This window comes from Gordonia ajococcus (assembly GCF_012974285.1).
In the GTDB taxonomy this organism is placed as follows: domain Bacteria; phylum Actinomycetota; class Actinomycetes; order Mycobacteriales; family Mycobacteriaceae; genus Gordonia; species Gordonia amicalis.
Window position 1 is genome coordinate 2,912,169 of sequence record NZ_CP052884.1, and the last position, 19,112, is coordinate 2,931,280.

Genomic DNA, 19,112 nt, shown 5'->3' on the forward strand with positions numbered 1-19,112 from the left:
GCACACAACCGGGGAGCGCTCGGCGCGAAACGTCTCGCGCGCAATCGAAATGAGGAAAATTGCCCAGGAATGAGAAACGGCGCCCGACCCGGAAGTCGGACGCCGCCGCCACGGTTGCCAGCCGAGGCCCCAGAGAGCAGGAGAACGCTCGGATCGAGAGTACTTCGGAGGTCGGACATCTGGCCACTGCCGCGCTCGACCTCTACCTCGACGCCGGTTGGCACTGTCCGCTGCCGCTGCCCGAGGGCATGAAGTACCCGCCGCCGGACGACACCACCGGCAACAAGCCGTACCCGGACGAAAACGAGATCCCCGAGCTGTGGCGCGGTCCGGTTCGGCCGAACCTCGGTCTCCGGATGCCGCGCTTCGTCGACGCCGAAGACAACACGACCTGGGAGGTCATCGGTCTCGACGTCGACGACTACGACGACAAGCACGGCTACGAGACCCTGCGCGATCTGATCGACGAGCTCGGCCCGCTGCCGATGACGTACCGCTCGACCTCGCGCGACCCCGACAACCCGTCGGGGATCCGGTTCTTCCTCGTCCCCGCCGACCTGAAGTGGAAGGGCAAGCCGGGCCGCGACATCGAGGTCATCCAGCGCACCCACCGGTACGCCGTCGCGTGGCCGTCGGAGACCGAGGACCGGGTCTACCGCTGGTACGACCTCGACGAGCAGCCGATGGACGGCCCGCCGGACGTGGCCGACCTGCCGAGCCTGCCGGAGCCGTGGATCGAGCATCTGTGTAAGGGTGAGGCCGGTCAGACGCGCGTGATCGAGGAGATCGACGACGTCGAAGAGGCCGTCCAGTGGCTCGAAACCGAGATCCCCGGCTACGAGGAGGACCCGTCCGGCCACATGAATCGGGCGACCAACCCCGAGAAGCTGGCCGAGGAGATGTCCTCCGGCGCGCACGACATGATGCTCGGCCGACTGCACGAGGTCGTGCAGCTCGCGGCCGAGGGGCACCACGGACTGAAGCTCGCGATCAGCCGCGTCCGCAAGGCCTTCCTCACCGAGACCCTGGGCGGGGCCGAGGGTGGTGAGGCCCGCCGGGACATCTTGCAGGCGAAGTCTGAGTGGCGGCGCGCGCTGTGCGGCGAGGTCTCGAAGCTGCGCGCCGACATCGCCGATGACCTCATCCGGATCTCGACCGTCGGCGGGTACACCGCCAAGGACGGCGACATCGACATCGAGGCGTTCCGGGCGAGCCTTGAGTTGGCTTCGACCCCGCCAACCGTCACCGACACCGACGCCGGGGACGACGATGGCGACGGTTGGTCGTGGCATTCGTCAGCCGACCTGGCCGCACCGGTAGCGCCGATCGAGTACCTCATCGAGCCCCTGATTCCTGCTCTGACGTACGGCGTTATCGCTGGTCAAAAGAAGACCCTGAAGACCTATCACGCGCTGATGATGGCGGTCGCAGTCGCCAGCGGGAAGCCGTTCCTCGGACGGTTCCGGGTGCCCGAGCCCGGTCCGGTTCTCTACGTTGCCGCCGAAGGTGGCGCGGTTCCGTTTCAGCGACGGTTCCAGGCGGTGTGCGCGGGTTACGGGATCGTTGGGGATGACATGCGCGCGTTACCGTTTCACGTCACCCACGACCGCGCACGGATGGGCACACCGGAGTGGTCAGCCAACATCGACGCCGCTATCGAGGCATTCCGGCCCCGCCTGTTGATCGTGGACAGCCTGTACAACGTACACGCGTCCGACGTCGAGACCAGCAACCTCTACGCCCGCGGCGGGATGCTCGCCGATCTGTCTGCACTCACTGAGAATCGTTGCGCGCTATTGGTTCTCGACCATTTCAGAAAAGGCACCGGAGGGTCGCTCGACCTGCACGACATCTCCATGAGCGGCGTAGGTGAGTGGGCCGACAGTTGGGTGCTCCAGCGCCACCGTGCCGACCCCGACCTCGACCAGGGGGCGTTCTGGCTGGAGGTCGAGTACGGCTCACGGCAGACCGGTGGTGCGCGGTACGGGGTCGACATCACGGTTCCCCCTCAGCGCGACGACGGCACCATTGCGCCGGTTCGCTGGCAGGTCGGTGATGTTGCCCCCGCGAGCCCGGTCGCCGATCTCCGAACGACGATCCTGCATCACCTCCGCACCTCCGATGGCGGGCTCACCGCGGGCCAACTCAAGTCGGTGATCCCGGGCAACGCACAGAAGCGCAGCGACGTCGTGGCCGAGTTGGTGGGTGAGGGCAAGGTGTCCGCCACGACTGAGCCACGGGGTGCCGGTGGTCGTCGGGTCACGGTGTACCGCGCGAGCGCTCACAAGCTCGTGTTGCCGTTCCGGCCCGGTGGCAATCTCGGTGTTCCCGACCCCGACGAGGATGGGACCGAATGCGCCTAAGAGTCGAGCGGTCCGTTTATAAATCACTCCTACCTGCACTAATGACCAACCTTGCGACGCGCGGTCCTCTTATTCCGACCCTCGGAACAAGACGACCTCACCGACAACCGAGTGGAGACGTTCTGAGCACCGGAACGAGACGGAACAACTTCACGCGAGACCCGCCCATCGTCGCAGGTCACGACGCAATTCGTGTTGTTCCGTCGCTCGGAATATTTCGGAACACGCCCGGAGGAACGGCAACGGCGTAAGCCGTTCCGTTCCGGTCAATCCCTATAGGGGAACAGAACAAGACGAGGAGCCGACCAGATGACACGCGGTGAGGGACCCCGCCGACAGCGCGACGTCGAGCGGCAGGAGGCCCGCCGAGCGCAGTTCGCGGAGTACTGCGATCGGCAGATGCGAGATCCGACGGCGGGCACCACGTGGCACCCCGAATACCAGTGGCCCAGTGAGTCAGACGAGACCTACGCGGCACGACGCCGCACCGAGACCACGCACCCCCAACAGACCGACACCAACAACGGCCATCCGGCCGGGAAGTGAGGACCCATGACGACGAGCTTCGATCCCAACACGCCGCCGCCGCCCGAGGCGTTCCGCGAGAGCCGCCGCCGCGACCCCGACCCGTACGAGCTCGACCGCCCGCCGATGAGCCGAGCCGAGATCGCAGCGGCCAACAGGGACACCGAAGCCCGAAACTCCGATGCCCGTATGGCCCGCGAGACCGCACGCGCGAACGCGTTGGTGGTGCCGCAGAGGGCCCCGCGCAGCGTCGCGCAGCACCCTATGACGCCGAAGCTGGCCGACGCCGGGGAGGTCGGGGCCACCGTGCTCGACCTCGTGCGCTACAGGCACGCCGAAGGTGCGCTGTCCCGCGCGCTGTCCCGGGTCGACGAGGAGTCCCGGGAGATGACCGCGCGGATCAAGGCCGACAATCTGCGAGCCCGCACGACTGACGCCGCCGCCGCGGCCCTGGACGCGGCCGAGAAGCGGGAGAAGGTGCCGCCGACCCTGGCGCCGTTGATCGACTGGCAGCGAGACCGAATCGACCACATCGACCAAGGCGTGGAATCCACGTTGCGCAAGGCGATCGAACGGGGAGCCGCAGAGCGCGCCGAGGCCGCGGTGGTGGCCGTTCTCGCCGAGATCGACGCCGCCGTGATCGAGGAGGCGGGGAAGGTGCTGCGCGACGCGGCGCAGGCTCACAAGCGGCTCAATTTGGCCGGCCTCACCGTCGATGCAGACGCGGGTGAGCTGGTCGACGCTGGCGACGACGGCGCGCTGTCGGCGCTGCGTCTGTGGCGTTCCGCGGTCTCGCGTTGGGAGCACGTGCAGGCCGTCCGCATGTGGGTTGCGGCCGTCCTCGACCGCGGTTTCGAGGTCCATCGTGGTGTGTTGCGCGTGGTACCGCCGCCGCGGGTCAAGGTCGGCGACTTCGTGACCGACGAGCAGGCGCGAGAGCACAACTCGCCGCAGGCCGAGGCCCGGACCCAGGGGGCGCAGTGGGAGGGGTCCACTGCGCCGCGTGCTGTTGGGGAGGGGTCCTCGCACACGGCGTTGCGGTGGTGGTGCGGCCTGGACGAGGGGTCTCGTCCTGCGCCTCGTGGTGTGCTCAGCGAGGAGGGGAACTGATGGCTGATCGAGGCTTCGGCCGCTACCTCGACGAGGCGATGAGGGACCGGCCGCACACGAGCACGGAAGCGGAAGCCGAACGGGAGACGAGGGGTCGCACCACGGACGAATCGACGAGCACCACGGACGACGCCGCCGAACACCGTCCGCCGACGACCCGACGCGGACTCGGACGCGCTGACGCCACCGATCGGGGCTTCGGCCGGTACTTGCCCGACTAACGAGGGATCGGCCGTCTGCGTCGATCTGGGACCCCGATACTGCCACGTGCGGTGTCGGGGTCACGTCGTATCCGAGGGTCGTCGGTTCGGCACGTCGGCCAGGGAGGGGGGTGTCCACCCCTCCCCCACCGTCTCGCGCAGAGCACCGCCGCGTACTGTCCTCTCGTGGATGTGCGGGTCTGGGGGTATAGGGCCTATACGCCCCTGACCAGGGCAAACAGGCCCCTGAGAGCCCCATGAAAGACCTAAAGGCCGTCGACCCATGTCAGATGAAACTCGAATTACGCTGCCGCGCAATGGATATCGTCGCCAGCCCCTCAGAATCGGGGCGCCGTCACAGTCGGAGGCCGCCCCAGCTTGAAACCTTCCCACGGTCGCGTCTGCGGGCCCAGCGCCTCTGGTTTTTCTCGGTTGCAACCCGAGCCTGAGTCGGACGTGGTGACCAAACCCTGGCATAGAAGATGCCGACCGACTCACCAACGGGAATACCTGTGACGTCGAGTAATCGCTCGTCCCCAAACCGCATCAGGTGGTTCCGGAGCGTACCCGCCCGGTGGAGTGTCGGAACGGTCCCGTGGCACAGGACAAACGGGTCGTCGAGGAGTACAACCGCAGGCCGCCGAACCCGGCGCAGCAACATGGTGTTGTCGTTGACCCGCGTCAGCTCGAAGGCTTGACGTTTCCGGCCAGTCCAGAGCACTGCTACCGAACCCACTGCAGCCACTACCGAGGCGACGACCCCGACGTCCGCAAAGCTCATCCGCTCAACGCCCCCTTAACAGTCATCGGATTCTCCGCCTGGCGGCGGCTCGTGAAGGTAGCGTTCGACCGCATGCCCCACGACGATTTCCTGCCGCATATTGAATACGAAGTCCGAATGCTGATGCACACGGCGCGCCGACTTTCGGCGTATCCGGATTACGACGCGATGACCCCCGGCTCAATCGAGAAGGCCGATCACGACGCGTATCTCGAATCGTTCCTGATCCACGCGCGCGTGATCCACGAGTTCTTTCGGCCCGAGTCTCCCAGTCGCGCCGACGACATCCGAGCATGGCAAGTATGTCCCGACCTGAAGGATGCGGACGGGGACATGGGACTGGACCCCGTCCTCAGTGACGCCGTCCTGCAACGAATCAACAAGCAGCTGGCGCACCCGACCACGGCGAGGGTGACTACGAAACAACCTTTCCCCATCCGCGACATTGCGACCGCGGCCGTGGCGGCCGTAGTGGCACTATTCCTTGTCCTCGACGATCCGAAGTACGCACAGCTCAGCGATGACCTAGACGCGTTCGAACAGGACGACACGGTCACCTGGTCGGGTTCCTGATTCGCGTACGGCTATTGACGATCAGAACCCGTCCGGGTTGCCAACGGGTTGCCAGATGATCCGGTTGCCCGCGGTTTGCGCTTGTCGGCCCACGGTGTGACGAATCGGATTATCCACAGTTCAGGGCGTATTTCCGAGTCGGCGGCAGTTTCTCACGGTTTCTCGCAAACGCCCAGATACGAAAACTGACACGGAAGAGGTCACAAGTTCAATCCTTGTATCGCGCACCATCGTCATTCAGCCCCGATCTGCGGATCGGGGCTGAATTCGTTGTGTGGCCATACCCGGGGCACGTGAACAACCCCTCCCCAATAAGTCGACTGCTAAGTTATTTTGCATGCGAGTACTTAGGGGATGTGCGCCCACCGACCGTCGGACGGAGCGATCATGACCTCGATCGGGTTGACACTCCCCCAGCTCGGTCCAGCCGTGTCCGCGTCACTCGTCCGCGACTTCGTCCAGCAGGCGGACGACATGGGTTTCGACTCGCTCTGGGTGCAGGACCACTTCTTGTACTCACTCAAGCAGGCCGGCGAGTACGGCGGCAGCGCCCAGTCGCAACCCGACGTCTACCGCTCGGTCTGGGCCCCGACCGAGCTGCTGGCCGCGGTGGCCACCTGGACGACTCGCATGGAGCTGGGCACGAGCATCCTGGTGGGCGGAAATCACTGGCCCGCCCAACTCGCCAATCGTCTGGCCACGATCGACCAGCTCAGCGCCGGACGGTTGACCGTCGTCGGGCTGAGTGTGGGCTGGTCGGTGGAAGAGCATGTGGCCATGGGTGTCGACCCCCGAACCCGCGGCCGGCGTATGGACGATTTCGTTCCAGCCCTGCGAGCCTGCTGGGGCGAGGATCCGGTCGAGCATCACGGGGAGTTCTTCGAGATCGGCCCCGCAGTGATGCGTCCGAAACCGGTGTCCCCACCCAAACTGATGTCCGGCATGTACTCCGAGCAGGGACTCGCGAGGACGGCAAGGGATTTCGACCTCTGGAATCCCGGTTCCGTCCCGATCGCCACGGTCGTGGACACCCTGGGACAGATGAACAGCCGGCGTCCGGCCTCGATGGCGCCACTCGACGCCATCTATCGCGTCGCCCAGCAATCCACCGCGGGCGTACGGCTCGACGTGGCAGAGATGACCACACGCGTCAGCGAATGCGTTGCCGCCGGCCTGGAAGGCGTCATCGTCGAGACCAACTTCTGCTCGGAGATCACCGAAGCCGCCGACTGGCTCGGAGTCCTCGCGAACCTGGCCCCGCTCGTCGACGCCGCGCGGGGCTGACCGGGCCGCCCGGGCCGACCGGATCGGCGCGGCCGGCCCGGAACGCCTCAGCCCACGAGCCCGCTGTCGACGACCGAGCGTTCCAGCGCGTCGAGGAACATCGCGACGTCGTCGTCGGTCATCGGGGACGTCACCGTCCCGAGTGCCGATTTGAACATCAGGATCCCCTGGTTGTAGAGGCTGGTGGTGAGCAGGTTGGTCACCGCCTTGTCCGAGGTGAGAGCCGTCTCCAGGTCGACGACCGGCGTCGGGGTCCAGTGGATGCCGAAGACGTGGGCGAAGCCGGTGACCTGGAGCGGCGCGTGACGCCGGCGGCCGATGTCGCGGACACCCTGCCGGAGCTGTTCGCCGAGCCGGTTGAGATGGTCGTGTACCTCGGGTGTCAGCGCGCGGACCTGCGCCAGCCCCGCGGCGAGGGTCGCCGGTATCCCGCCGAGAGTGGTCGCGTGCCGCATCTGCGTCATCGGATCGAGAACCGGATCGACCAGCGACATGATGTCGGCGCGGCCACCGTAGGCGGCCAGCGGCAGGCCGCCGCCGATGGCCTTGCCCAGGGTGGTCAGGTCGGGTTCGATCCCGAAATGCCCCTGCGCCCCGTGGACACCCATCGGGAACGAGACGACCTCGTCGAGGATGAGGAGCATTCCGTGCCGCCTCGTGACCTCGCGGAGTCTGGCCAGGAACTCCGGGGTCGCCGGAATCATCCCGGTTCCACCGAGGATCGGCTCGACGATGACCGCGGCGATCTCGTCGGCATGCCGGTCCAGGATCTGCTCGGACTCATCGGAGTGGTTGTACGGCAACAGCACCACGGCATCCTCGACGCCGGGGATGAGGCCGGGCGGGATCGCGCCCGGATCCGCGAAGCGGCCGTTGGCGACGAGCGACAGGTCGTGGGTGCCGTGGTAGCCACCGCGCATCTTGGCGATCTTCGGCCGGCCGGTGAAAGCACGCGCCAGACGTAGCGCCGTCATCGTCGCCTCGGTACCGGACGCGGTGAACCTGATCTGCTCCATCGACGGGAGACGACGATGGAGTTCGGCCGCCAGGTCGGCACCCAGCGATACGTGCGGCGAGCAATAGGTGGTGCCCCGCCGCAACTGAGTGATTGTCGCGTCCAACACATCCGGGTGACAGTGCCCGAGCGGCAGCAACCAGTCGCCGGACATCACATCCAGATACTTGTTGCCGTCGGCGTCCCACGCGTAGGCGCCGTCGGCGCGCTCGAAGTAGACCGGATGGGGACTCATGAAGCCGAGACCGCCGGGAACCCCGCCCGGAATGTGCTCGCGTGCCCGAGCGAACGCCTCGCGCGATGTCGCGGTCCGGGACTCGAAGACGGCCTCGACCTCCGCGCGCCACCGCTCCACGCGGTCGGCGTCGGCGCCGGCGCCGTCCAGGTCGACGCGGTTCATCTCCACGCCCGATTCCGTTACGCCGCCTACTGTTTCGGTCATCCCGATCCCTCCTGACGCGCTGTTATATCGTGTTTTCATTAATTGAGTTATAGACTACTTACTTGTAGGCTACGTCACAATCGCCGAGGACGAAGGAGCCGTGTTGATCGAGTTGCCCCGCCCCGTCGCGGAATTCTTCGACGCCGTCAACTCCCGCGACTTCGACGCCCTCGCCTGCTGTCTCGCCGAGGACATCTCGTACCACCTGGCCGTGCCCCACCCACCGGTGACGGGCCGCACCGCCGTCGTGGATGCGTTACGTGTCTCCTTGACGGCCGCCGACCGAGTCAGCTGGGAACCGATAAGTCACCTCGCCGATCACGATCGGACATTCGTCGAGCGCGTCGACCGGTTCTGGTTCGGAGCTCACGAAGCAGCGATCGAGGTCCCGGAGTCTTCGAACTCGCCGGCGACACGATCGGTGCCATCCGCGACTACGCCGACCTCGACACCTGGCGGCAGCGAAAGGCCGCTGCACTCAACGCCGGTCGGCCGACAGACGAAGGAGACCGATGACCGTCGCCGACCGGTCCGATGGAGGCCGACTTCTCCCGCAGGCAAGGTGAGATACTGGGCCGGTGACTGCGCGTCCGAGCGGCAACCTCCCGGTGGAACTGACGAGCTTCGTCGGCCGGCGTGACGATCTGACCAGAGCACGATCGCTGCTCGGAACCGCACGACTGCTGACGCTGACCGGCGTCGGCGGAGTCGGGAAGACCCGTCTGGCCCTCGCCGTCGCCGCCAGCGTACGACGCGAGTTCCCCGACGGCGTCTGGCTCGTCGAACTCGCCGACCTCCGGCAGACCGGTCTGCTGACACAGACCCTGTGCGGACTCTTCGGCCTCCCGAGTGATTCCTCCGACGCGTTCGGCACGTTGGCCGAGCACCTGCGCGCGAAGAAGCTCCTCCTGGTGCTCGACAACTGTGAGCATCTCATCGACGCGTGCGCCGAGGTGGTCGGCCGATTGCTGTCGGTGGCCCCAGCCGTGAAGATCCTCGCGACCAGCCGCCAGGTACTCGGCGTCGAGGGCGAACAGCTGTTCCCCGTCAGTCCGCTGACCCTGGGATCGCCGGGAGGCCTGGGCGAGGCGATGCAACTGTTCGAAGAACGCGCCTCGGCCGCACAGCCCCATTTCCGCGTCACCGAGGACAATCGCGCCGCGGTCGAGGAGATCTGCCGACGACTCGAGGGACTGCCGCTGGCGATCGAACTGGCCGCCGCCAATATCAGGGTCTTCGGGCCCGCCGAGATAGCAGCGCGACTGGGCGACTCCGCGATGATGATGTCGAGCGAACGGAACCGGTCGGCACGCCACCGGACCCTGGAGTCCGTGGTGGACTGGAGTTATCAGCTGTGTTCACCACGCGAACGTCAAGTGTGGGAACAGCTCTCGGTCTTCGCAGGCGGTTTCACCGCGGAGACCGCCGATGGCGTCTGCCTACCCTCCGAGACGGGCGCAGGGGTGCTGCGGGAACTGATCGGGCTCCTCGACAAGTCGATGATCGTGCGCGTCGACGAGGACCACGAGCCGCAGGGACGCTATCGATTGTTGGAACCGATGCGCCAGTACGCCCTCGCGAAGCTCGAGTCGTCCTCCGATGCGACTGCGGTGCGAATGCGCCATCGCGACCATTTCCTACGCCTGGCCCAGACCTCGGACACCGACTACTGCAGTCCGGACGACGTCGAGTGGTTCCGGCGCACCCGCGCCGAACACGCGAACATCCGCGAGGCACTGGCGTTCAGCCTCGAGACGGGAGACGGGGCCGCGGCGGCCGAGATGGTGCGCACCCTTCGCCCGTACTGGTCACAGTCGGGGACCCTGCGGGAAGGATTCGAGTGGGCGAACCGCGCGGTCGACCTGCTCGGCGAGCCGACGGTCGATCGGACGAATGCACTGCTCATCGGCAGTGTCCTCGGTTTCCTCGTCGGTGAGGTCGAGCGAGCACACACGTATCTCGCCGAGTACACCGAACTCGCCGAACGAGTGGCCGCGACCGACGAGCTCGTCTTCAGCGCGCGGTTCGCGGCAGGATTGGAAGCGTCGTTGCGTCACGACGCACCCCGGGCCTTCGACCTCGCCGAGGAAGCGATCGCGGGGAGGTCAGACCGGGTGAACGTCGGGTTCGTCGCGGATTGTCTGGCACTGTCCGCGCTGTATGCCTTCATCACCGAAGACGAGAACGCAGACCAGTACACGACTCGCTACCTCGACTATGCCGATCAGCACGGCACGCACCTGGTGAAGGCCATCGCACTGGGTCCGATGGGCATTCTTCGCTGGCACCAGGGAGACATCAGCGCCGCAAAGGCGTTGATGGCCGAAGCGATCGAATTGTATCGGGCCTTCGACTATCCCGGCATGGTTGCCGTGTGCATCGAGGTCAGCGGGTGGTGTGCCGCCGGCACCGACCCCGAACGGGCGGCGACACTCTTGGGGTCGGCGCAGACCGTGTGGCACCAACACAGTCACATGACTCTCGCCCAGGCCGCGATCAACCCGGTGACGACCACCGTCGAGAAGAAGTTGCGCGCGGAGCTGGGCGACGAGGGCTTCGAGAAGTCCTATGCGATGGGGCGAGAGTCGACTCTCGAGGTCGCGGTCCAGCTCGTCTCCGGCCGGACGCCCGCGACCCAGGGACGCTCGGGGACCGCATCTCTACGCTCCTCCCTCACCCGCCGCGAGAACGAGGTGGCGACGTTGGTCGCGGACGGCCTCACGAACAAGGAGATCGCCACCAAACTGACGATCTCCGCCCGTACCGTCGACGCCCACGTCGACCACATCCTGACCAAGCTCGGGTTCCGGTCGCGCACGCAGATCGCGCGGTGGGTCAGCGCCGACGAGAGCCTCTGATCCTTCTCAAGCCACCGACGCGAGGTAGGCCAGCGCCTCGACACCGGCGGGCGTGACCCGGATTCGCGGCCGACCGGTCGAATCCGCATTGTCGTCGACGAGACCCAGTTCGACGAGCCTGCGCACGGCCGAGGTGTCCGTCTCGGCGACGCACGTGCGCGGGGCCGACATCACCACGTCGCGCGACCCGACGATGTGTGCTGCCAATTGATCGACAGCCACTCGCTCCAGTACGTCCAGCTGCATAGCGTTCATGACCAGGCCTCCTTTTGCCACCTCCCACCTTGGTCGGCGCGGACACCCGAATCCATTCGCAAAAGTACCTAGGTACCTACCTATGAACTGGCTCACACTCGGATTCGACCGTGAAGTGAGACATAACCGTCACGGAGCCTCGCTCCCCTGCCGGTCGGATGGACGGCCAGTCAACAGTCAACTCACCGGCTGTGCCGAGCGAACGTGAGGAAGCACCTTGTCGACCAGCAATTCGAGGCTGCGCCAGGACAATTCGGGTGAGAGACCACCGAGTAACGAATGCACCCGCAACTCGTAGCCGTCGTCGAGTTCGGAGAGCCGTCGTACCGCTTCATCCGGACTCACGATCCACATCGAGGGATCGTTCCGGATGGAGTCGAGATCGCTCTTCTGGGCCCAGTACCCATTCGTGGTGGCGTTCGCCCGCTCGCCTGCCCAGGAGGCGTACATGTTGCTGGCATAGATGACGTGCGGTGCCACCTGCTCCAGGGCCTGTTCCGGATCCTCGGCCACGTAAAGGAACGCCGGACCGTGCCGCGGGAACGGTTCGGGTTCGGGATGCCCGAGCCTGACACACTCCTCCACGTAGAAGCGGTAGAGGTCCTCGGTGGCCGGCCGGTAACCCAGGCCCATCCGTGCCGCTCGCCGGGCGGACGGTTTGGCGTTTCCCCCGATGTACAGAGTCGGTCCACCCGGGGTTCCCGGGACCGGTGTGACGCGGACGCGGGTGCCTCGGTAGTCGAATTCCGCACCGCGCCACGCGGCGCGGAGGACTTCGAGCTTGTCCTCGAAGACCTTGCCACGATTGGGGAAGTCGACGCCGAACATGTCGAATTCCTCGGGCCGGTACCCGATTCCGGCGGTGACCAACACCCGGCCGGGACCTGCGATGAGGTCGAGCACAGCGAGGTCCTCCGCGAGCCGCAGGGGGTCGTGCATCGTGACGCACAGTGCGGAGAAGTGCAGTTCTATCTGTTCGGTGGCTCCGGCGATCGCGGCCGCCAGGATCAGCGGCGACGGACAGTAGTTGTCCTCTGCCCCATGATGTTCGGCCAGGTAGACGGTGTTGAAGCCCTTCTTGTCGGCCCAGAGGCATTGCTCGACGGCGGCCCGGTACAGGTCGCGCGGGCTCGCCGACCCCGAACCGAGATCGGGCGCTCGCATGTCGTACCGCAAGCCGATCTTCATGAGTTCTCCTTGTCCCTGGGGTCCAGCCAGATCCGGGGCGAGATGGTCGCGGATGATCAGCGCCCGGCACGCAACCCAATAGTCTTTATCGAGACTATTGACTACTAGACTTCACTGATACCGGGACACTACCGGGCCGCGACCGGGTTCGTGGCAGATCGCCTGAACAGGTTGATTCAGATGCTTCGCCCGACCGTCGCCCCGTCCAGGACGGCAGTGCGCAGCCGGCCCGGCACCGACGCGTCACCGATGACGTGGACCTCACCTTCGAAGACCTCGGTGATCACCTCGGCCACTTCACGATTGGGTTCCCGCGCCCCAACCATCACGACCGTGTCGGCGACGACCCGGCGGGTGCGACCGGAGCCGAGGAACTCGACCCCTACTCCGTCCTCCCCGATATCGGTCAGCACCGCGTCCGCGATGAGTTCGAAGCCCGGATGGCCCGCGATCCGGTCGCGCGCGGCCTGCGCGGTGGACGCCGGCTCCGGCAGACCCACCCCGAACGTGGGATGCCGGGTCACCAGGATGACGTCGCACGCCCGGTCGAGCAGGCTCTCCACCACGGAGATGGCCTCGAAGTCGCCGTCGTCGTCGTAGACCACCACCCTCGACGCGCGGTCGATCCGCCCACCGAAACCCAGTACCTCCCACGATGTCCGGACCCGGCGGCGGGCCGCCGTCGACAACCGGAAGGCCGGCCGGGCCGCGGTGAACCCGTCCGTCCGCGGTGAGGCACCGACCGCGACGATCACCACATCCGGCGCCAGACTGCTCACGATGTCCGGCTCCAGTGGCACGCCCAGGCGAATCCTCACCCCCAATCGGGTGAGCTCGTCGGCCAGCCAACGGACATGCGCCCCGTAGTCCGACCGGTGGGGTGCCGCCGCGCCGATCGCGACCTGCCCGCCGAGCTGCCGCGTCATCTCCAGCAGCTCGACGTCATGGCCGCGCAGCGCAGCGGCGCGGGCCGCCTCCATCCCCGCGGGACCGCCCCCACCCACCAGCACACGTTTCGCCCGCGGCGCCGGCGACGGATCAGCTGTCCACGTGACCTCTTTGCCGGCAACGGGATTCACCACGCAGCCGAAGGTCCCACGACGGCCCGCGACGCACCCCTCGTTGGTGCCGATACACGGCCGGATCTCGGCCTCCCGACCGTCGACCGTCTTGCGGACGATCTCCGGATCGGCGATCAGTGCCCGGACCATGCTCACCATGTCGGCCTGGCCGGAGGCCAGGACACGCTCCGCGTCGTCGAGTGTCATGATCCGGCCGGTGACGATCGTGGGAACGGCCAGTCCACGCGTCACCTGCTCCGAGGCGGGCAGCTCATAGCCGAGGGGATAGCCGTCTCCTGTCGCCATCATCCGCACGAAGCGGTAGTACCCGCCGAACGAGGCATCGACGAAATCGACCGAGTCCCCGAGCGCCTCGGCGATCCTCCGGGCGTCGGCCGGAGTGTTGCCACCGGGGACGTCCTCGTCGCTGGACAATCGCACACCGATCGGGAAATCGGCACCGGTCTCCTGCCGGATCGCGGCAACGATCTCGCGCAGGAACCGCAACCGGTTCTCCTCGCACCCCCCGTAGTCATCGGTCCGGTTGTTGGTCACCGGCGACAGGAACTGCGAGACCAGGTAGTTGTGTCCGGCGTGGATCTCCACACCGTGCAGCCCGCCTTCCCGGACATGACGGGCCGAGACGGCGAATCCCTCGACGACATCGTCGATCATGGTCTGCGTCATCGGGATCGGCACGAGACCCCGGACGGGGTTGGGAACATCGCCGGCCGACCACATCGGCCCGCCCAGCGCATTCGCATGGGCCGCGGATCCCGGGTGCCACAACTGCTGCATGAGTCTCATCGGATACCGCTCGATCCGCGACATCAGTCGGCTGTATGCCGGGACCGTCGCGGGATCGTAGGGCGCCAGTTCCATGGCCGCGGACGGGTGCACCGAGGCGGCACCCAGGATCGACAGACCGACGCCGCCGCGAGCCCGTTCGAGGTGATATTCGGCCAGTCCGCCACCCGGGGTCAGCGGCTGGTGCGTCGTGTGCGCGGTTCTGACGATCCGGTTCGGTATCGTCACCGAGCCGAGCTGCAACGGCTCGAACACGTGCGGATACCGATGCCGAACCGACTCTGCTGGTATCCCCGCGACCTTCGTCATCGTGGTCCTCTCATGCACTGGAAGAACGGCACCCGACCGCCACATACTCTATCAGTGAATGGTTCATCAATAGACTTTATCGCAGTCCTCCCCCGCGACACGCCACCCGAGCGACGCCTCCGCTCCGCCACTTCCCGGTCCGGACGCCCGATCCGCGATCAGATGACTTTCGGCCCCGCGACCAAAACGCCCGAAGCGTTCTAATCTGAGATCGTGGCCGCGATCACGATCCAGAACTTGACCAAGTCGTTCGGCCATGTCAAGGCCCTCGACGGATTCGACCTGACCGTCGACGACGGCGAGGTCCACGGCTTCCTGGGACCGAACGGCTCCGGCAAGACGACCACGATCCGGATTCTGCTCGGGCTGCTGCGGGCGGATTCGGGTGTCGTACGCGTTCTGGACCGCGATCCGTGGCGGGACGACGTGAACCTGCACGGACGCATCGCCTATGTGCCCGGTGAGGTGAATCTGTGGCCGGGCGTCACCGGCGGCGAGGTCATCGATCTCCTGTGCAATCTCCGCGGCGACCGGAACCGGCGTCGTCGCGACGAACTGATCGAGCGCTTCGAACTAGACCCGCGCAAGAAGTCCCGCACGTACTCGAAGGGCAATCGGCAGAAGGTCGCGCTGATCGCCGCGCTGGCCTCCGATGCCGAACTCCTCCTCCTCGACGAGCCGACGGCCGGGTTGGACCCGCTCAAGGAAGCCGAGTTCCAGCGGTGCATCGAGGAGGAGCGCCGGCGTGGACGCACCGTGTTGCTGTCGAGCCACATCCTGGCCCAGGTCGAAGCCCTCTGCGATCGGGTCACCCTCGTCCGGGCGGGCCGGACGGTGGACAGCGGCTCGCTGACCGAACTCCGCCACCTCGGCCGCCTCGAGATCAGTGCCGAGACCGCCCACAATCCCGCGCCACTCGACGAGGTTCCCGGCGTGCACGACCTGATCCGTGACGGGCATCGCATCCGCTGCACCGTCGACGCCAACGCACTGGACACCGTGGTCCGCGAACTCGCGACCCTGGGCGTCCGCGACCTGACCAGTGCTCCACCGACCTTGGAGGACATCTTCCTCCGGCACTACGGGGGCTGAGACCGGATGGCGGAGATCGAGATGACGCAGGTCGCCGAGCGGCGATCGGTGGGCAGCGCGGGGCGGAAGGCGGACGCCACCGGTCTCGGCACCCTGCTCCGGTTCTACCTGCGACGCGAACGAGCCGCCCTCCTCGCGTGGATCGGCGGAACCGCAGCCCTGGTGGGCTTCCAAGCCGTCGGCAGCCAGAACCTCTACGACACCCCCGCCAAACTGGCCGCCCTGCGCGAGACCCTCGGCGGAAGTCCTGCAGTCGTCGCACTCGCCGGACCCAAAGAACTGCTCGCCAGCATCGGCGGCGAGGTCGTGTTCGAGATATCCGGCTATGCCGCAATCGTTCTCGGACTCATGTCGATGTTTCTCGTCGGTCGCCACACACGCACCGACGAGGAGAACGGCCGCGCCGAACTCCTCCGGTCGACGCGTGTGGGCCGCGATGCACCGGTCGCCACCGCACTGGCCCTCGCCGCCCTCGCGAACCTAGCCGCCGGGGTCGCCGTCGCAGTCACCGCCGCGGCCACCGGGCTCCCGCTCGGCGGGTCGGTGCTCTTCGGAGCGGCACTGGCAGGTGTGGGTCTCACCTTCGCGACGCTCACGGCGCTGGCCGCGCAGATCTTCGAGAACCCCCGCAGTGTGTACGGATCGATCACGGCCATGCTCGGGCTGGCGTATGTGCTGCGGGCAATCGGTGATGTCGGCAACGGAGCGGCGTCGTGGCTCTCGCCGATCGGTTGGGGCCAGCGCACGCTTCCCTACACCACCGACCGATGGTGGCCCCTCCTCCTGCCACTGGTCGCGTCGTTGCTCACCCTCGCAGCCGCAGTGGCCGTCTCCGAACACCGCGATTTCGGCGCCGGGATCTTCGGCAACCGCGCCGGGCGTGCGGAGGCATCGCGACTGTCGCAGACGACGACAGGGATGGCGTGGCGTCTGCACCGCGGATCCATCGCCGCCTGGGTGGCCGGCGTGTTCGTCCTGTCGGCCGCATACGGATCGTTCGGCGACGCGATCACCGACTTCATCGCGGACAACCCGCAGATCGCGGAGTTCCTGCCCGGCGGCGCCGCGGACGCCGTCGACGCCTACCTCGCGCTCACGCTCACGATCGCCGCCCTGCTGTCGGCGGGATACGGGGTGAACAGTGCCCTGCGGGCGCGCCGAGAGGAGACCGCCGGACGGGCGGAGCCGATCATCGCGGCGAACACCAACCGGATCGCCTGGCTCGCCGGCCATATCGCGATGGCACTCGCGGGCAGCACCGTCGTCCTGGCTGCCGGCGCGGTCGGCGAAGGGTTGGCCTATGGCCTCACCATCGGTGATCTCGGCCAGATCCCACGCCTGCTCGCCGCGGCCGCGGTGTACGTCCCGGCCGTCTGGCTGATCGTCACGGTCGCCGTGGCCGGCGTCGGTTGCCTGCCCCGGGCCGCCGCGATCCTCGCCTGGACGTACTTCGCGTACTGCCTCGTCGCCGAGATACTGGCCGAGTCCTTCCAGCTACCCGAGTGGACACGCGTGGCGTCGCCGTTCCATCATCTGCCGCAGGCTCCCCTCGACACCGTGACGGCGGGCGGAGTTCTCGGCGTCACCGCACTGGCAGCCGTCGCCGTGGCCCTCGGCGTCGCCGGATTCAGCAAGCGCGACGTGGGTTAGACGCACCCCGGTCTCGCTAGCTGTAGCCCCCAAGTCCCTGTCGACGACCCAGCGTTCCCACGTGTCGACCGACACGTGGGTGCCGGGTAGCCACCGAGAATCTTGGCGATCCCGGGATACCTGTTGCCGTCGGAGTCAGTGGAACTCGTCGTCCCGGTTCATGGCGAGCAGGACATGTTCCGACGGGATGACGTAGTCATGCGCGGTCTCGGTGTGCTCCCGGACGCGCGCGATGAGGTCGCCCTCGTCGTCACTCTCCACGATCGCCCCGCATGCCGGACACAGGACGGTGTTCATTCACACCGCGCCCGTCGCCGCAGACATCACCGCGCCATCGGCCACCGGGTCGGCCTCGATGACCAACGCCGCCGGGCCGAGTGGAGTGCCGAAGGGCGCGTTCCAGTCGGCACGCGCAACCCGCCACCGGGGCAGACCGTCGAGCATGTTGTTGAGCCACGTCTCGATCTCGAGTTGTGCCAGCGACTTGCCGAGACACATGTGAGACCCGGAGCCGAAGCCGAGATTCCGCAAGTACTCTCTCGTGATGTCGAACTTGTGCGGGTCATCCCAGCGGCTCGGGTCCCGGTTGGCCGCACCCACCAGGCACAGCACTGTCGAGCCCGCCGGAATCGACACGCCGGCGACCTCCGCACCCTCGTCGGCGACCCGCCAGTTTGTCTGACCGACACTCCACCAGCGGTTGACCTCCTCGATCGCGTGGGGGACGAGTGATCGATCCTGTTTGAGCAGTTCCCACTGCTCCGGATGCCGGCCCAATGCCCACAGCGTCGTCGCCATCAGGTTCGAGCTCGTGTCATTGCCGCCGAAGACCAGAAGCGACACCGACGCCACCATCTCCTCGACGGACATGGACACGTCGCTCCGCACCATGTCCCCGATCAGGTCCGGGGCGTCGTCGTGCGCTCCGGACCGGAGACGGCCCGCCACATAGTCGTTGAGCGAGGCAACCCCTTGCGCACCGTGCATCTGGAGCTCGGCCTTGCGCTCCCCCGTCGCTGCCTCCGACTCGAAAATCGCCACCAACTGATCGCTCCAACGGATGAAGTCGCTCTTGTCCTCGCGCGGCACACCCGTCATCTCGGCGATGACGTCGGAAGGGATCTGGCGGGTCAGATTCCTGACGACCTCCACCTGTTCGCCGGCAGCGACCCGGCGACACACGTCGTCGACGCGCCTACGGACGGCCTCCTCGACCATTCCCTCGCATCGGGACCGCACTTCGGCACGGGTGAAAGCCGACGACCAGATACTCCGAAGCTCCTTGTGCCGCTTGCCTTCCACGCTCGTCATCGTCGGAGCACCGAACAGGGTCTCGTACATCACCGCGGGCTGCCGGAAGGACCTCGCGTCACCCAGCACCCGGGCGCAGTCGTAGTAGGTGGTGACCACATACGAGCTGCTGGGCTCGTGGTAGACGACCGGTCCCAGTTCGGCGATACCCAGGATTGCCGGGTACGGAGCGATCCCGCCCTCCGCCGTCGTCAGCTCCAGGTCGGTTGTCGGAATGGTGGCTGCCACAGTATGTCTCCAATCGATCAGGGTGTGGTCACCATCACAAAGATTTGGTCGCCTGTCAAT

Annotated in this window: 16 protein-coding genes; 10 read left to right on the forward strand and 6 right to left on the reverse strand. The window is 66.8% G+C overall.

Annotated features, from left to right (window positions below; translation table 11 throughout):
• The first annotated feature begins 59 nt into the window (after nucleotides 1-59).
• The 6 genes from GAA2_RS13140 (at nucleotide 60) to GAA2_RS13165 (ending at nucleotide 6,836) form a co-directional block, all read left to right on the forward strand.
• Entirely contained in the window at nucleotides 60-2,363 is a 2,304-nt protein-coding gene (locus tag GAA2_RS13140) for an AAA family ATPase (protein WP_191834389.1), read from the forward strand.
• Nucleotides 2,364-2,672: 309 nt separating this feature from the next.
• Nucleotides 2,673-2,909 carry a hypothetical protein gene (locus tag GAA2_RS13145; protein WP_191834390.1) on the forward strand — a complete coding sequence of 79 codons (237 nt, stop codon included), beginning with the start codon at nucleotides 2,673-2,675 and terminating at the stop codon, nucleotides 2,907-2,909.
• 6 nt (nucleotides 2,910-2,915) lie between these two features.
• Nucleotides 2,916-3,998, forward strand: coding sequence for a hypothetical protein (locus GAA2_RS13150; protein ID WP_191834391.1), 1,083 nt, complete (start codon nucleotides 2,916-2,918; stop codon nucleotides 3,996-3,998).
• A complete protein-coding gene (locus tag GAA2_RS13155; protein ID WP_191834392.1) occupies nucleotides 3,998-4,219 on the forward strand; it encodes a hypothetical protein in 222 nt (73 codons plus the stop codon). The genes GAA2_RS13150 and GAA2_RS13155 overlap by 1 nt, the downstream gene beginning before the upstream one ends.
• A gap of 574 nt (nucleotides 4,220-4,793) precedes the next feature.
• A complete protein-coding gene (locus tag GAA2_RS13160; RefSeq protein ID WP_191834393.1) occupies nucleotides 4,794-5,552 on the forward strand; it encodes a hypothetical protein in 759 nt (252 codons plus the stop codon).
• A 387-nt stretch (nucleotides 5,553-5,939) separates the two neighbouring features.
• Complete coding sequence (locus GAA2_RS13165; protein ID WP_191834394.1) at nucleotides 5,940-6,836, forward strand: TIGR03619 family F420-dependent LLM class oxidoreductase; 897 nt, start codon at nucleotides 5,940-5,942, stop codon at nucleotides 6,834-6,836.
• Between the two features lie 47 nt (nucleotides 6,837-6,883).
• On the opposite strand, the gene GAA2_RS13170 is transcribed toward GAA2_RS13165, so the two are convergent.
• On the reverse strand, nucleotides 6,884-8,293 hold the full coding sequence (locus GAA2_RS13170; protein ID WP_191834395.1) for an aspartate aminotransferase family protein: 1,410 nt from the start codon (nucleotides 8,291-8,293) through the stop codon (nucleotides 6,884-6,886).
• Between the two features lie 100 nt (nucleotides 8,294-8,393).
• On the opposite strand from GAA2_RS13170, the gene GAA2_RS23455 reads away from it, so the two are divergent.
• Complete coding sequence (locus GAA2_RS23455) at nucleotides 8,394-8,933, forward strand: nuclear transport factor 2 family protein (protein ID WP_394855147.1); 540 nt, start codon at nucleotides 8,394-8,396, stop codon at nucleotides 8,931-8,933.
• The gene (locus GAA2_RS13180) at nucleotides 8,872-11,151 is read left to right on the forward strand and encodes an ATP-binding protein (protein WP_191834397.1); all 2,280 of its coding nucleotides are present in this window, start codon (nucleotides 8,872-8,874) and stop codon (nucleotides 11,149-11,151) included. The genes GAA2_RS23455 and GAA2_RS13180 overlap by 62 nt, the downstream gene beginning before the upstream one ends.
• A gap of 6 nt (nucleotides 11,152-11,157) precedes the next feature.
• On the opposite strand, the gene GAA2_RS13185 is transcribed toward GAA2_RS13180, so the two are convergent.
• The 3 genes from GAA2_RS13185 to GAA2_RS13195 all read right to left on the reverse strand — a co-directional run bounded on the left by GAA2_RS13185 (nucleotide 11,158) and on the right by GAA2_RS13195 (nucleotide 14,771).
• A complete protein-coding gene (locus tag GAA2_RS13185) occupies nucleotides 11,158-11,406 on the reverse strand; it encodes a hypothetical protein (RefSeq protein ID WP_191834398.1) in 249 nt (82 codons plus the stop codon).
• A gap of 177 nt (nucleotides 11,407-11,583) precedes the next feature.
• Entirely contained in the window at nucleotides 11,584-12,594 is a 1,011-nt protein-coding gene (locus GAA2_RS13190) for an LLM class flavin-dependent oxidoreductase (protein ID WP_191834399.1), read from the reverse strand.
• A gap of 176 nt (nucleotides 12,595-12,770) precedes the next feature.
• A complete protein-coding gene (locus GAA2_RS13195) occupies nucleotides 12,771-14,771 on the reverse strand; it encodes an NAD(P)-binding protein (RefSeq protein ID WP_191834400.1) in 2,001 nt (666 codons plus the stop codon).
• 213 nt (nucleotides 14,772-14,984) lie between these two features.
• Between GAA2_RS13195 and GAA2_RS13200 the strand changes: the two genes are divergently transcribed.
• Both GAA2_RS13200 and GAA2_RS13205 read left to right on the forward strand, forming a co-directional pair.
• The gene (locus GAA2_RS13200) at nucleotides 14,985-15,863 is read left to right on the forward strand and encodes an ABC transporter ATP-binding protein (RefSeq protein ID WP_024498548.1); all 879 of its coding nucleotides are present in this window, start codon (nucleotides 14,985-14,987) and stop codon (nucleotides 15,861-15,863) included.
• A 6-nt stretch (nucleotides 15,864-15,869) separates the two neighbouring features.
• Nucleotides 15,870-17,513, forward strand: a complete 1,644-nt coding sequence (locus GAA2_RS13205; RefSeq protein WP_024498547.1) for an ABC transporter permease — start codon at nucleotides 15,870-15,872, stop codon at nucleotides 17,511-17,513.
• 135 nt (nucleotides 17,514-17,648) lie between these two features.
• Here the strand turns inward: GAA2_RS13205 and GAA2_RS13210 are convergent, their stop codons facing one another.
• Together GAA2_RS13210 and GAA2_RS13215 are read right to left on the reverse strand one after the other, a co-directional pair.
• Nucleotides 17,649-17,810 (reverse strand): DUF1059 domain-containing protein, encoded by a 162-nt coding sequence (locus GAA2_RS13210; protein WP_152528514.1) that lies wholly within the window; start codon nucleotides 17,808-17,810, stop codon nucleotides 17,649-17,651.
• Nucleotides 17,811-19,052, reverse strand: coding sequence for a cytochrome P450 (locus tag GAA2_RS13215; RefSeq protein WP_024498546.1), 1,242 nt, complete (start codon nucleotides 19,050-19,052; stop codon nucleotides 17,811-17,813). It abuts the gene before it with no gap.
• Nucleotides 19,053-19,112 lie beyond the last annotated feature (60 nt).